This is a genomic window from Thermosynechococcus sp. HY213 (assembly GCF_031460975.1).
Classification (GTDB): domain Bacteria; phylum Cyanobacteriota; class Cyanobacteriia; order Thermosynechococcales; family Thermosynechococcaceae; genus Thermosynechococcus.
Window position 1 is genome coordinate 101,708 of the sequence record NZ_JAVKVB010000011.1, and the last position, 12,784, is coordinate 114,491.

The 12,784-nt window shown below is 53.6% G+C and carries 16 protein-coding genes; 4 read left to right on the forward strand and 12 right to left on the reverse strand.

Annotated elements, in window-relative coordinates; translation table 11 throughout:
• Positions 1-78: 78 nt before the first annotated feature.
• The 7 genes from RHK62_RS05890 to RHK62_RS05920 form a co-directional block, all read right to left on the reverse strand.
• Complete coding sequence (locus RHK62_RS05890; RefSeq protein ID WP_302676525.1) at positions 79-549, reverse strand: allophycocyanin; 471 nt, start codon at positions 547-549, stop codon at positions 79-81.
• Between the two features lie 21 nt (positions 550-570).
• Positions 571-1,044 carry an allophycocyanin gene (locus tag RHK62_RS05895; protein ID WP_310453434.1) on the reverse strand — a complete coding sequence of 158 codons (474 nt, stop codon included), beginning with the start codon at positions 1,042-1,044 and terminating at the stop codon, positions 571-573.
• Between the two features lie 45 nt (positions 1,045-1,089).
• The gene (locus RHK62_RS05900; RefSeq protein ID WP_310453523.1) at positions 1,090-1,776 is read right to left on the reverse strand and encodes a V4R domain-containing protein; all 687 of its coding nucleotides are present in this window, start codon (positions 1,774-1,776) and stop codon (positions 1,090-1,092) included.
• Between the two features lie 168 nt (positions 1,777-1,944).
• Positions 1,945-4,017: an NAD-dependent DNA ligase LigA gene (gene ligA, locus RHK62_RS05905; protein WP_399378006.1), complete on the reverse strand. Its 2,073-nt coding sequence runs from the start codon at positions 4,015-4,017 to the stop codon at positions 1,945-1,947.
• 18 nt (positions 4,018-4,035) lie between these two features.
• Entirely contained in the window at positions 4,036-4,956 is a 921-nt protein-coding gene (locus RHK62_RS05910; RefSeq protein ID WP_206201433.1) for an NAD(+) kinase, read from the reverse strand.
• Positions 4,957-4,964: 8 nt separating this feature from the next.
• Positions 4,965-5,957, reverse strand: coding sequence for an NAD(P)H-binding protein (locus tag RHK62_RS05915; protein ID WP_149817603.1), 993 nt, complete (start codon positions 5,955-5,957; stop codon positions 4,965-4,967).
• Positions 5,958-6,077: 120 nt separating this feature from the next.
• The gene (locus RHK62_RS05920; RefSeq protein ID WP_310453436.1) at positions 6,078-6,605 is read right to left on the reverse strand and encodes a pentapeptide repeat-containing protein; all 528 of its coding nucleotides are present in this window, start codon (positions 6,603-6,605) and stop codon (positions 6,078-6,080) included.
• Positions 6,606-6,656: 51 nt separating this feature from the next.
• Here RHK62_RS05920 and aat point away from each other — a divergent pair, with 51 nt between their 5' ends.
• The 4 genes from aat to RHK62_RS05940 all read left to right on the forward strand — a co-directional run bounded on the left by aat (position 6,657) and on the right by RHK62_RS05940 (position 9,101).
• Positions 6,657-7,247 carry a leucyl/phenylalanyl-tRNA--protein transferase gene (gene aat, locus RHK62_RS05925; protein ID WP_310453524.1) on the forward strand — a complete coding sequence of 197 codons (591 nt, stop codon included), beginning with the start codon at positions 6,657-6,659 and terminating at the stop codon, positions 7,245-7,247.
• Between the two features lie 189 nt (positions 7,248-7,436).
• Positions 7,437-8,171, forward strand: coding sequence for a TPM domain-containing protein (locus tag RHK62_RS05930; protein ID WP_310453437.1), 735 nt, complete (start codon positions 7,437-7,439; stop codon positions 8,169-8,171).
• A gap of 74 nt (positions 8,172-8,245) precedes the next feature.
• The gene (locus RHK62_RS05935; RefSeq protein WP_024125793.1) at positions 8,246-8,764 is read left to right on the forward strand and encodes a hypothetical protein; all 519 of its coding nucleotides are present in this window, start codon (positions 8,246-8,248) and stop codon (positions 8,762-8,764) included.
• 76 nt (positions 8,765-8,840) lie between these two features.
• A complete protein-coding gene (locus tag RHK62_RS05940) occupies positions 8,841-9,101 on the forward strand; it encodes a YkvA family protein (protein ID WP_206201437.1) in 261 nt (86 codons plus the stop codon).
• Between the two features lie 3 nt (positions 9,102-9,104).
• Here RHK62_RS05940 and RHK62_RS05945 read toward each other — a convergent pair whose 3' ends face one another.
• From RHK62_RS05945 to RHK62_RS05965, 5 genes are read right to left on the reverse strand one after another with little or no spacing between them, the layout of a single operon-like run.
• Complete coding sequence (locus tag RHK62_RS05945) at positions 9,105-9,374, reverse strand: hypothetical protein (protein WP_206201438.1); 270 nt, start codon at positions 9,372-9,374, stop codon at positions 9,105-9,107.
• A 2-nt stretch (positions 9,375-9,376) separates the two neighbouring features.
• Positions 9,377-9,814 carry a M48 family metallopeptidase gene (locus tag RHK62_RS05950; protein ID WP_225901669.1) on the reverse strand — a complete coding sequence of 146 codons (438 nt, stop codon included), beginning with the start codon at positions 9,812-9,814 and terminating at the stop codon, positions 9,377-9,379.
• Positions 9,815-9,826: 12 nt separating this feature from the next.
• A complete protein-coding gene (locus RHK62_RS05955) occupies positions 9,827-10,180 on the reverse strand; it encodes an iron-sulfur cluster assembly accessory protein (protein ID WP_206201439.1) in 354 nt (117 codons plus the stop codon).
• 40 nt (positions 10,181-10,220) lie between these two features.
• A complete protein-coding gene (gene lpdA / locus RHK62_RS05960) occupies positions 10,221-11,657 on the reverse strand; it encodes a dihydrolipoyl dehydrogenase (protein ID WP_310453438.1) in 1,437 nt (478 codons plus the stop codon).
• Between the two features lie 58 nt (positions 11,658-11,715).
• Positions 11,716-12,678 carry a DUF362 domain-containing protein gene (locus RHK62_RS05965; RefSeq protein ID WP_206201441.1) on the reverse strand — a complete coding sequence of 321 codons (963 nt, stop codon included), beginning with the start codon at positions 12,676-12,678 and terminating at the stop codon, positions 11,716-11,718.
• Positions 12,679-12,784 lie beyond the last annotated feature (106 nt).

Genomic DNA, 12,784 nt, shown 5'->3' on the forward strand with positions numbered 1-12,784 from the left:
GCAGGAGTGATAAATTGCCCCGTGCAATCGGTGCTTCTAGGCTAGCGCATTTTTGCCACACTGCTGAGTGGGGTGAGTCTATTCCCCTAGGATGGACTGGGTCAGTGCCATCACAGGCTGCATTAACGGTGTTTCCTCACCCGAGAGCACTTGATTGACCACTTGGGGCAGGACTTGGTACGTTACTTGTGCCACCTTCTCATCCTTGAAGGCCTTAATGATCGTGCGGTACCACAGCAAGAAGCCATCCCGCAGGGCATCCAAATCGGCAAATAACATCGCCGCTGCCGCTAGGCGTAGTACATGCTTGCGATCGCGCCGACACACGGCGGAATAGTCGTGATTGCCCTTACGGAAAATATGGGGACTTTTGGCGCGCAGTTGCTGCTCCACCTGATCTAGGATTTTCTCTTCAGCATCGCGGATTTTTTCGTAGGCACGAATGCGCTGCTCCGCTGCCGCTAGATAATTTCTGAGAAATTCCAGTTCCTTGGCACTGGCATAGCGGCCATCGGCCTCAAGGCTGAGTTTTTCTAGTTGACGCAGCATCAGTCCCACCCCACAACAACTCTATTCTGACAAAATTGAACTGCCGAGGGCAAGGACAGGCTGCATCACCCGTTGTTCTTCGGGCGTGAGCAGTTGCTTTATCATATTCGGCAGGTACTTGCCATAGGTGGAGGAGGCAGTTGCTTCGTAGTTAAAGGATTTGACAATGGTGCGGTACCAAAGTAAGAAATTATCCCGCAGCAAGTCCAACTCCGCAAAAAGCATGGCCGAGGCACACAGACGAATGGTATCCACTAAATCACGACGGCAAATTTCTGAGCGATCGCCATTGATGAAATGGAAGCAGCGGGGATTTTCTGCCTTTTGCATGGATTGAATTTTATCCGCCATCATTTCCGCCTCAGTGCGGATTTTTTCGTAGGCACTGATGCGACTCTCCACCGAGGCCAGATAATCCCGCAGAAAGTTCAATTCCTCAGGACGGGCATAGCGACCATCGGCAACAACGGTTAAGTGATTCAACTGACGGAACATAGGGCAACCCTCGCTAGAAAATAAATGAACACACTCACCTGTGGCTTATCGTTTCACCAACTCCCCTTGGCGCAGGCGTTTTTCAATATCCCGTGCCGTGGCTCCTTCGTTTTGCCAGAAGGCAGCAGCATCAATGCGATCCTGTTTACCGACGAGAAACTTACAGTAGGTTTCCCCCATGGCATAGCACTGCAACTCGATACAACTCAGGGGCTTTTGAATCAATCCCGTAAAGAAGCCCGCAAACAGACCGGCATAGATGTAGCAGACGGGCTTACCCACATCCCCAAGGGTGCGCGCCACCACGGAGTCAAAGATATTGATGAACATAAAACCATTCTTTTGCTCCGTGAGATCCACTTCCCAGTTGCCCCAGCCTAGGGTTGTAAAGGGCCACCACCAAGCCTCGAGGATAAATGTCAAGGTGGCCTTGCGTAGTTCGCGCTGGTACTCCTGCTCAAAGTGTTGCTTAAAGACAACCGCATCGCGTTTGCCCCACTCTTCGCCAATTTTGTACATGACGAGGGCAGAGGCAGGGCCAACTTCCTCTTCGAGACCTTCCACTAGGCCAATGACAAAGTCTTCTGTCGCTAGAGCGATCCGCTGATCATACCAGTCGGTAATGCTGCCCTGTTGGCGATCAAATTGCAGATAGTCCCGCAAGCTATAGTGATTGGTGCGCATCGGATGAGTTTGGTGTAACTGATGCTGATAGCCCTGAGCACGGGTCATAGCATTGGCACTCCCAGCAGGTCGAGACGGCGTGACAGAAACCATAGATCAGCGAGTTGCCCCCTATTGTGCTTGAACGTTACTTGAACGTTAGGTACTAAGCAGCCACACTTTTTAGGCTAAAAGATTTTTCAGGGTCGTGACTCCGTACTCCCACTGATTTTTTGTCTAACGACACATTTCTATAAGTTCTGTTTCATTGATGCAGGGGATGCCCAATTCTTGAGCGCGTCGCAGTTTACTCCCCGCTTTTTCGCCCACCACTAGATAATCCGTTTGCCGACTGACACTCTCACTCACTTGACCGCCATGTTGCTGGATCAGCGTTTTGGCTGCTTCACGGGTGAGGCTGGGCAGGGTACCTGTAATCACAAAACGTTTGCCCGCAAGGGGTTGCCCAGTCGTTGGTGCAGTGGCGATCGCCGCCGCCAGTTGTAGACCCAAGGCTTTGAGATCAGCAATGAGGGTTTGGTGCGCTGGGTCTTGGAACCACTCGTGAACCGCTTGGGCAATTTCCTGACCAATGCCATAGACCCCACACAGATCGGCGACGGTAGCAGCGGCCAGCTCCTCAACAGACTTGAATTGATCGGCAAGCACTTGGGCATTGACACTCCCCACATGGCGGATGCCTAGGCCATAGAGCACCCGTGGCCACGGTTGTTCTTTCGAGTCGGCGATCGCCTGCAACAATTTAGCAGCGGACTTTTGACCCATGCGCTCGAGGCGCAACAGTTGTGCTGCCGTCAGGCGATAGAGATCCGCCGGAGTGTGCACCAACTCCTTGGCCACCAATTGCTGTACTAGCTTTTCCCCTAACCCTTGAATATCCAAGGCATCCCGACTTGCCCAGTGGAGGATTTGGCCGCGCACGATCGCCGGACACCGCGGATTGACACAGCGACTCACCGCTTCGTTGGCAGGGCGCACCACCGGCTGATGACATTCAGGACACACGGTGGGCATCGTAAAGGGTTGAGCCGTTGGCGATCGCAATTCGGGAAAGACCCGCACAATCTCTGGAATGATTTCGCCGGCTTTGTGGATCACCACCTTATCGCCAATGTGCAAATCCAATTCGGCAATGTAGTCTGCATTGTGCAGCGTTGCCCGTGATACCGTGGTACCCGCTAATTGCACTGGCACCAGTTCAGCGACTGGGGTGAGCGCACCCGTGCGTCCCACTTGAATGGTAATGGCCACCACATCAGTAATGGCCTGCTCTGGTTCGTACTTCCAAGCAACACAGCCGCGGGGAAACTTTTGCGTAAACCCAAGGGTCTGTTGCAGCGTTAAATCATTGAGCTTGACCACAATGCCATCGGTCAGATAAGGCAGTTGGTGGCGGGCGGTTTGCCAGTGGTCGTAGTAGGCTTTCACCGCCTCTAGGTCAGGGCAGTCGGCATTGTGGGGATTGACCCGAAAGCCAAGGCGTTGCAGCGCATTGAGCACTTGCCGCTGCGATTGGGGTTCCCCTGCTTGGTTCTCATCCCAAGGAACGCTACCCCCTTCAGGTAAATGCAGCGCATAGGCAAAGAAGTCCAGTTGGCGTTGGGCAACAATGCGCGGATCCAGTTGACGGAGAGTACCAGCGGCGGCATTACGGGGATTAGCAAAGGGAGCTTCTCCTTGGGCTTGGCGTTCTTGGTTGAGTTGATGGAATCGCGCCAAAGGCAAAAAAGCTTCCCCACGAACTTCAACGATTGGGGGTGGGTTCTCGATGGCTAGCCGCAGGGGAATGGTGCGAATCGTGCGCACATTGCTGGTAATATCCTCACCGCGTTGGCCATCGCCCCGAGTTGCCCCCCGCACCAATAACCCGTTTTCATAGGTCAAAGCAAGGGCCACGCCATCCATTTTGAGTTCGCAGACATATTCCGTCGGGGGAATTGGCTCCTCTTGCCGTAGGCTACGCCAATAGCGCTGCCAGCGTTCCTGCCACGCCACCATATCGGCAAAGGTAAAGGCATTTTCGAGGCTATAGAGGGGAATGCGATGGCTGACACTCTCAAATTGACTGACGGGAGCTTCGCCGACCCGCTGGGTAGGGCTGTCGGGGGTGATGTACTCAGGATGAGCCGCTTCGAGTTCCTGCAGTTCGCGATAGAGCTGGTCATAGACTTCATCTTCCATGATCGGCTGATCGAGGGCATAGTAGGCGTAGCTCGCCCGCTGGAGCAGGTGCCGCAGTTGTTGAATCCGTTCGGCTGCTGTCGTCATCGGGGGTTCCTTCGAGACCATTTGCCCCAGGGATTTGGACTATTCTTGACTATTCTTGGGGCGTGGTTTGGCCACATGGGGCAGTCCCCAGCCCAGTTTTTGCCGCAGCACATGGAAGAATTCTGGCGCACGCAGGCGAATGAAGCGGGCACGGTAGGGGGCACGTTGTACAAAAACTTGATCCTCCGGCTGAATGTAGCAGCCCGCATTGCCATCCACCACCAGAATGAGATGCTTGAAGGGGTTCGCCGGATAGATCCACACTGGTTCGCTGTTGGCAAAGACAAGGGCACGGGAGGCTAAAGAGTGGGGACAAATGGGCACCAATTGTAAAGCCGCCACACCGGGGGTAATCACAGGGCCACCCGCCGAGAGGGCATAGGCCGTAGAACCGGTGGGGGTGGAGAGAATCAAGCCATCAGCAGCAATATCCACGCGGGCATGGGCACCCACATCCACTTCAAAGTGGCACATTCCTGTCAGGGGTTCTTTGTGGATCACCATTTCATTGAGGGAGAGGGCTTCCCAAATAACGGTTTGATCGCGCAGGACTTGAACCGTGAGCATCGTGCGATCTTCAATCGTGTAGTCGCCGCGCAGCACTTGATCAAGGGCAGGTTCTAAATCGGCGACATAGCCCTCGGTGAGAAAGCCCAAGTGGCCGGTGTTGATGGTGAGCAGCGGAATCTCACAGGGAGCCAACTGGCGAAAGGCAGAAAGCACAGTGCCATCGCCGCCAAGAACAACCGCAAAGGCCATGGAAGCATCAAAGCCGGGGGGCACCAGTTGATCAATGGGGGTATGGCAGACGGGACTATCGGGACGGGAATAGCCAAGAATGCCACCAATCCCCGTGGCCATGTGCACTTCCCAGCCCTGAAGCTCTAAGATTTGACGGACATGGGTAGCCAATTCGACCGCAAGGGGTTTGCCTTCGTTGTAGATGATCCCCGCCTTCACAGCAACTCCTAGGGGGTGGACTTAAAGGGACTGCGTTTTTTGCGTCCAGATTTTTTCTGTTTGGCTTTTTCGTAATCCAATTCTTTGAGTTTACGCAGAATTCGGGTGAAATAGTCCTGTAAATAGGCCTCAAGGGTCAGGGTTTCGCTGGGATCGAGGTCAAAGGTGCGATAGACTTCCTCCATCGGGGCATTGAAGACTTGACCACTGGCAATCACTTCCGTAAAGGCAAGGCGATCGCTAATGTTCCATGTCCACTGAAACCACTGGGTGGCCTGCCGTGCGGCTCGCAAAACCCCAATGGGCAAGCGAGTAATTTTTGCCTCCTGCCCTGAGAGATTTTCACATAGCTTAATAATTTCATCGGCTGTCCAAGCGCGGGTGCCCGCTAGATCAAAGGTTTTGCCATAGGTGGCAGGCCGATCAATGGCACGCACGGCAAATTTGGCCACGTCCTGAGTATCCATGTAGGCAATGGCGGTGGACTCTCCCAAAACCCAAATGGATTGATTTTCCAGAATCGGGATCGCATATTGGCCAATCAAGCCCTGAAAGAAGCCACAGGGACGCAGGATCGTGTAGTTTAGCCCTGATTCGCGCAAGAAGTCTTCGGTACAGTGTTTGATTTGCATCAGGGGCACGTGGGGATAGTCCTGCGCTCCCATAATCGAGAAAAAGATCAGGTGCTCAATATCAGCAGCTTGGGCAGCCTGAATCAAGTTGACTTTGCCTTGCCAATCCACTGCTTCGATGGTTAGGGTATCGGTGGGGCGAGTGGCAGAGGCATCAATGACCACTGAGGCCTTGGCGTACTGCAATGCCTCAAGAATACTGTCAGCAGCACAGAGGTTTCCCTGAAGAATGGTGGCGCCCCATTCCCGCAGAAACGTGGCTTTGGCTGGACTGCGGACAAAACAATAGACCTGATGTCCTTCATCTAAAGCGCGGCGCACAATTTGCCGCCCTAGGGTACCCGTACCGCCAACAATAAAAACGTTCATGAAAAACTCTAGTCATAAATCTTAACTTTTGTAATACTTTATCAGAATTCCCGACACGGGCGATCGCGCAGCGTGTTCTACGGACAATCGCGGGGATCATCTTGAGCAAACGCAGACGGATTAAGTGGCAAAGTCTTCACAGTGGAGCGTTTCCCATGTTTTGCGCCCCGTCACGGGATTAGTGCCACTGGCAACGTTGCAGAGCTTGCGTTGGGCGTCTTCCCGCAGTTCCACATCGGTAAAGTCAGCACCGGTGATAATGGCATCGTCAAAGTTGGTATTAAAGGCAAAGGCACCTTCAAGGATGGCATTGGTGAGATTGGCCTTGGTCAGCCGTGCGGTGTCCAATGTGGCGTAGCGTAAATCGGCACCTTCAAGGTTAGCCGTTTCCATGTTGGCACCAAAGAAGCTTACCCCCTGAAGATTGGTGTGGCTGAGGTTACTGTGGAAGAGGTTGGCTTTTGTGAATTCCGACCCCCGCAGATCCCGCCCGGAAAAATCCATATTGATCAGGGCTTCTTTCGTGTAATCTTCGGCGATCGCTCCCGTGGGGGTGAGCAGAATCCACAGGATGGCCAATAGCAATGCTACACACCAGCGCCAGTAACGGCTAATGGTTGTCGTGACAGCCGAGGATGAGAGTAGCATAGGCAACACTAGAGTTAATGTGAAGTGTCTATTGTTCAGATTATCAGCAGCATGGAGATTTCTGAGGCCGAGTGGGTACGCGATATCTTTATTGATGATGGCTATGCCGAAGGCTACTTTCTCATGGGGGAAGGCGATCACCTAGAGTGGTACACCAGCCGCCAGCGGGCATTGATTCCCCTCGATGAGCGGTTTTGCTATCCGAAGTCTTTGCAGCGAGTGCTCAATCAAAATCGCTTTCAAGTTGCGATTAACCGGGACTTTGCTGCTGTGGTTGAGGGGTGTGCCGATCGCCCGAGTACATGGATAACACCCCGTCTTAAGGATGTGTACCATCTGCTTTACGGCACAGGTTGGGCAGTAAGTTTTGAAACGTGGCAGGGCGATGAACTGGCAGGGGGCATTCTCGGTATTGTGATTGGCGGCGCATTTATCGGCGAGTCCATGTTCTATCGCATCCCCGACGGCTCGAAAGTGGCGATGGTGAAACTGGTGGAGCATCTGCGGCGTCGCGGCTTTCTGCTGTTTGATGCCCAACTGCAAAATCCCCATCTTGAGCGCTTTGGGGCGTATGTTGTCAGCGATCGCGAGTATCGGCAGTTATTGGCACAGGCAATTCGTCAACCCTGTCAATTTCTCTAATGCTCTCAGACCAGTGCCTGCGTCAATTATCTATCAAAAACAATTAATCTATTCTTAAACCAAACTTAGTCATAAATTAGTCATCAATACACACATTATTGAGAATGTTTTTGAGCAGAAAAGCTATACTGTGATTCAAGACGCACTCCCTTCAAAAAAATGATGACTTTGCGCTGGCGAAACCGCCCTTTGTTGCCGCTCCTTTCTGTGGTGGCCGGTTTGATGTTGACGCTGGCGCCGTCGCCGATTCAAGCCTATGTGCGCTTCCCTGATTTACCCGATACCTACGTCAACGATCTAGTGAAGGTGTTAGAGGATCCTCAGCGGGAACAGGTTCGCTCCGAACTTCAAGCGTTTCATCAACGCACGAATCAGCAAGTCCTACTGGTAACGATTCCTTCCTATCGCGATTACAGCAACCAACACTCAAGTTTTGAAGCCTTTGCCACGGATTTATTTAACCATCGGGGCGTGGGTAGCCGTTGGCGCAATGATGGCGTGATGATGTTGGTTGCCCCTGGCGATCGCAAGGTGCGGATTGAATTGGGCAGTGCCTATGGCAGTGGTTGGAACCCACGCATGCAAACCGTGATTGATCGCTATATGCTGCCGGACTTTCGCCGGGGCCAGATGGCGCAGGGCATCATGAATGGGGTGCGTGCTCTGCTCAATGAACTGGGGACCAATCAGTTGACCACCTCCAGTAGCTCTGTCCCCTCAACTTACACCAGCACTGCCGGCGGGGACATTATTACGGGCATCTTCATCATTGTTGGTCTGATCATTCTTATTCCTTCCAGCATCATTTCTGCGATCGTCAAGTTTATTTTCAATAGTTCCTCCAGCTATGACGACAGTTACTCGAGCCGCAGTGATGATGAGGGTGGGCATTCCTCAGGTGGGGGGGCTTCGGGCAGTTGGTAACTGGATTCACCCCTACTAGAATTGAAGGCCAAAATGCTAAAATAGCGTCGTTCCGTAGCATATGAGACACGCTCTTGACGCAGGCGACGAATCTTCCGGGCATTGATTCCCCCCAAATTGATGAGTTTTTGCAGGAATTAGCGACAATCCAAGACTCTGGTCCGAAGCGGATTGCGCTCCTTGGCTCGCGTCACGTCCCGATTACGCATCAGCACCTCATTGAAATGATGAGCTATGCCCTCGTGCTGGCGGGTAACCGCTTGATGACCTCAGGTGCGGTGGGAACCAATGCAGCGGCAATTCGGGGAGCCATGCGGGCAGACCCCAATTTGCTAACGGTGATCTTGCCCCAAAGTCTTGAGCGCCAGCCTCGCGAGTCCCGCCAACAACTGGATAAGGTGATGCACTTGGTGGAGAAGCCCGAAAACGATCACCTGCCCCTCGCAGAAGCCAGTTCCCTCTGCAATCAGGAAATTATTTCCCGCTGCCAGCAACTGATTTGTTTTGCTTTTCACGATAGCCACACACTGCTGCAAACCTGTGAACTGGCGGAAGAGCAGCATAAGGTGGTGACGCTCTTTTACTTTGATTAACCGCGGACGGTTTTCCCCACCTAGGGCCATTGAGTCCCTATGCCAGAATAGGAGCAGGATTCAAGGTTGATACGCCATGAGCGGCTTCTACAACTGGTATCGGAATGTGTTGCGGCATCCTAAATATCGCTGGTTGATCATTGCCGCCAGCTTGATCTATTTGCTCAGTCCTCTGGATATTTCACCCGATCTAGTGCCGATCATCGGTCAATTGGATGATGTCACGGTCATGGTGATCCTTGCCAGTGAGCTAACGCAATTGCTGGTGGAGCGGATTAAAAGCCGGCGATCGCCCAACATCACCACCACGGTAGATGTGGAAGCAGAGCAAGTTTAGGGATTAATCCCGCGATCGCAAGTCACTGCCAACAGAGCGCAGCAGCCAGCGGTTTTGCACATAACTCAGGGCACCGTTAATGAGTGCGGCGGCCATCAAGATGCCAATCGCAGGCATAAAGAGGGGTTCCCAGAGGCTGATCCAGAGATCAAAGCCAAGGGGTAGCGCCAAGGAGCGCCCTACAAGGGCAACCACAAACCAGCCAAAGCTAGCCAAGACAAAGAAGGTATCCGCCACCAAGAGCCAATTGATCACGTCCCGCAGCCGTGCCATAGCTATCCCCCCAATACCCACTGTTTGACGCGGGCAAGGGTCTCCCAATCGGGTTTGCGCTGCAGGCCGTCGGCAAAGTTATCGATGACCTCTTGGCGTAGCTCAGCGACAGCAGCAACCACAGTTTGCGCCAATTCAATGTGGGGACGAACCCCCTTTTGGCCTGTTTCTAGCATCGCTACCGCAAGGTTAATGCGGGCTTGGGGGTCTTCAGGATTGAGCTTGACCGCTTTTTGGGCGGCCTTCAGGGCAGATTGGGGCTTGTCATCGAGGAGATAGAGCCACGCTAAGCACGTCCAAGCGGCGCTACTTTTTTGAGCACGCTGGCAAATCTCTTTGAAGGTGGGAATCAGTTCTCCAGGCGGTGCCCCTTCTTTGTAGCGGGCGATCGCCGCCTCAAATTGACGTTCAACGTCACTCACCGGTTGAGATGTGGTCAAGGGCAGAACTCCTTAGGCAGAAAATGAGGTACCACAGCCACAGGTTTGGGTGGCATTGGGATTCGTAAACTTAAAGCCGCCACCAATAAGGGCGTTGCTGTAGTCGAGCACCAAGCCATAGATGTAGAGCATACTCTTGGGATCGGAGACCACTTTGAAGCCATCATAGTCAAAGACTTCATCATCGGGACGGATATTGGCGGGGTCTTCAAAGTCCATCGTGTAGGACATGCCGGAGCAGCCACCCCCTTTGACGCCGACCCGCAAACATAGGTCTTTGCCGTGCTTATCGCGGAGTTCAAGCACGTGCTTGAGGGCAGCTTCGGTCATCATGATTCCCTTGGCGGGTTGTGTGGCCTGTGTCATCACCCACTCCTGAAAGACTCCAAACTTTATCGTAGCAAGTTCAGCGGTGGCTCACCATCTCGTGGGCACGCTTAAAGGCTTCGTCAAGCACCTCCGAGAGGGTGGGATGGGTGTGGACATTAAAGGCTAAGTGGCTCACGGTTTGGCGATCGCGAATGGCATTGGCGGCCTCTTGAATTAAATCCGAAGCATGGAGACCAAAGATATGCGCCCCCAGTAGCTCGCCCGTATCCACACGGAAGATCACCTTGGCGAGGCCATCGGTTTCCGTTTCCGCCAGTGCCTTGGAGTTGCCCTTAAAGTAGGTACGTGCCACTTGTACCTCAAAGCCTTCTTTTTCCCCTAGCTCACGGGCTTGGGGTTCCGTCAAGCCGACAAAGCTCATTTCCGGATGGGTAAAGGCCGCCGCAGGAATACTGCGATAGTCCACTTGGCGCGGTCGCCCGACAATGGTTTCAACAACAGCAATCCCCTGCGCCGAAGCGGCATGGGCAAGCATCATTTTCCCCGTGGCGTCACCGATCGCCCACAGGTGGGGAACGGGTTTCCCTTTTTTCGTTACTGCCAAATACTCATTGACGGGGATAAAGCCACGCTTATCGGTGTTGACGCCCACACTCTCTAGGCCAATATCTTGAGTGGCGGGAATGCGACCGGTGGCCACAAGGCAGGCATCCACCTCTAGAACCTCCACCACTTCTTTGGTTTTGGCATCCGCCAATTCAATGACCACTGGACTACCGGGAATCACCCGCTTGGCTAGGGTACCGCTGTAGGTTTCAATGTCGCGAGGGGCAATCAAGACCCGCTGTGCCTGTTTGGCAATATCTGGATCAAAGGTGGGCATGAGTTGATCCAGTGCCTCAATCATGGTCACTTCGCAACCCAAGGCGGTGTAAATATCGGCAAACTCTAGGCCAATATAGCCACTGCCAATGATGGCTACCCACTGCGGCAACCAATCCAGCTTAATGGCATCATCACTGGTATAAACGGTCTTGCCATCCACTTCAATGCCGGGGGGAACCCAAGGGACTGAGCCGGTGGCAATAATGATGTCCTTGGCCGTAACCGTTTTCTCACCCGTGGGGGTGGTAATGCTGACTTTCTGACACCCCGCTACTTTGCCCCGACCAATAAGGGTGTCTACGCCAAGGCGCTTGAGGCTGTTTGTCAGATCACTGCGGATTTTTTGTACCAAATTGGCGGCATGGGCAGCCACACCCGCGCGATCCACATTCACCTGCCCCAGTTGAATCCCCAAGGCTTGCCAATGACTGGCTTGACGCAGTTCTCGTACCCGTCCGGCTGCCGCAAGGAGAGCCTTTGAGGGAATACAGCCGCGATTGACGCAGGTGCCCCCCATTTCTGCGGCTTCGACAATGGCCGTTTTCAGACCGACGCTGACGGCATGCAGGGCAGCCCCATGACCCCCCACACCCGCACCGATAATGACGAGATCGTAGTCAAAGCTCAAGGACGGTTCTCCCCAACAGCATTTTCCTAGCTTATCAAAGGGCGTCCCCGCTGAGAACTTAGACCTTTTGGCTATAGGCGGTTAGGGGTTCCTTGATCCAGCGAATATAGAGGTGTTTGAAGGTGGACTTGAGGACACGCGGCGCACCAAAGTCAATGGGCATCATCTGCTGGGGTAGTTGCCAGTCTCGAACAGCTAATTCGTGGGGCTGTGCCAAGGGAAATGTCATCTCACTCAGCTCATAGTTGTAGCCAAGGGCGGTGGCGGCACGTTGGGTAGGAATGCGCTCAGGATCCACATTCAGGATAGCCACGAGGGCGCGATCGAGGGCAAAGACATCACGACTGGCACCCAAAATATTCAGGGGGCGCGGCGTTCCCCCACTGGGGCCATTGCCTTCATGGCCGATAATGCCATCCACAATCGTGAGGTCGGGGGCGATCGCCCGTGCAGTTTCGACGAGCATGCGGCCAAAGCGATCAGCATCCTTACCCGCTTCCATATGCCACCATGCCTTCATTTTGCCGGGGACACAGCCAAAGAGATTCTTGACCCCAAGGGTGAGGGTGAGTTGCACATGGGATTTCACCTTGGGTAGGTTAATGACGACATCGGCGGCCATCGCTTCTTTGCTCAGGCGCAGGTGGGCAAATTCAGGATTGTCTGTAGCATAGCGATCGCCATGGAATTCAATGACCGGTAAATTCAATTCCTGAATAAAGGGCAAATAGCCATTGTTGCGGGCGACCCCCAATGCCGAGCCAAAGGCAGGTCCATCCCCTAGGAAGGGTTGTCCCCCCACCGCCTGCACCATTTTGGCAACGCAATAGACCAGTTCTGGGCGAGTGACGCATTCGTGTTTTGGTCGTGCGCCGGTGAGTAAGTTCGGCTTGAGCAGCACGCGATCGCCCGGTTTGACGATCGCCGCCATTCCCCCCAAGGGCGCTAGGAGTTCCTCAAGGGACGCACTGAGACGGTCAAGGTCATAGGATGTTGCCCGCAGTAAACTCACGCTTGGCATTGGAGGCTCCTTGTCACTGGCATTGTTTCTCAACAGTGTGCCACAAAGATAAAATTGAGGCTTTGCAATCCCTGCCCAATGATCCTCTCAAACCAACATTAGATGA

Excerpts from the sequence above, each read along its gene's own strand:
- RHK62_RS05890 (WP_302676525.1), bottom strand. The coding sequence starts at position 549 with ATGCTGCGTCAACTAGAAAAACTCAGCCTTGAGGCCGATGGCCGCTAT.
- RHK62_RS05895 (WP_310453434.1), bottom strand. The coding sequence starts at position 1,044 with ATGTTCCGTCAGTTGAATCACTTAACCGTTGTTGCCGATGGTCGCTAT.
- RHK62_RS05900 (WP_310453523.1), bottom strand. The coding sequence starts at position 1,776 with ATGACCCGTGCTCAGGGCTATCAGCATCAGTTACACCAAACTCATCCG.
- ligA (WP_399378006.1), bottom strand. The coding sequence starts at position 4,017 with ATGGTCTCGAAGGAACCCCCGATGACGACAGCAGCCGAACGGATTCAA.
- RHK62_RS05915 (WP_149817603.1), bottom strand. The coding sequence starts at position 5,957 with ATGAACGTTTTTATTGTTGGCGGTACGGGTACCCTAGGGCGGCAAATT.
- RHK62_RS05920 (WP_310453436.1), bottom strand. The coding sequence starts at position 6,605 with ATGCTACTCTCATCCTCGGCTGTCACGACAACCATTAGCCGTTACTGG.
- aat (WP_310453524.1), top strand. The coding sequence starts at position 6,657 with ATGGAGATTTCTGAGGCCGAGTGGGTACGCGATATCTTTATTGATGAT.
- RHK62_RS05940 (WP_206201437.1), top strand. The coding sequence starts at position 8,841 with ATGAGCGGCTTCTACAACTGGTATCGGAATGTGTTGCGGCATCCTAAA.
- RHK62_RS05945 (WP_206201438.1), bottom strand. The coding sequence starts at position 9,374 with ATGGCACGGCTGCGGGACGTGATCAATTGGCTCTTGGTGGCGGATACC.
- RHK62_RS05955 (WP_206201439.1), bottom strand. The coding sequence starts at position 10,180 with ATGACACAGGCCACACAACCCGCCAAGGGAATCATGATGACCGAAGCT.
- RHK62_RS05965 (WP_206201441.1), bottom strand. The coding sequence starts at position 12,678 with ATGCCAAGCGTGAGTTTACTGCGGGCAACATCCTATGACCTTGACCGT.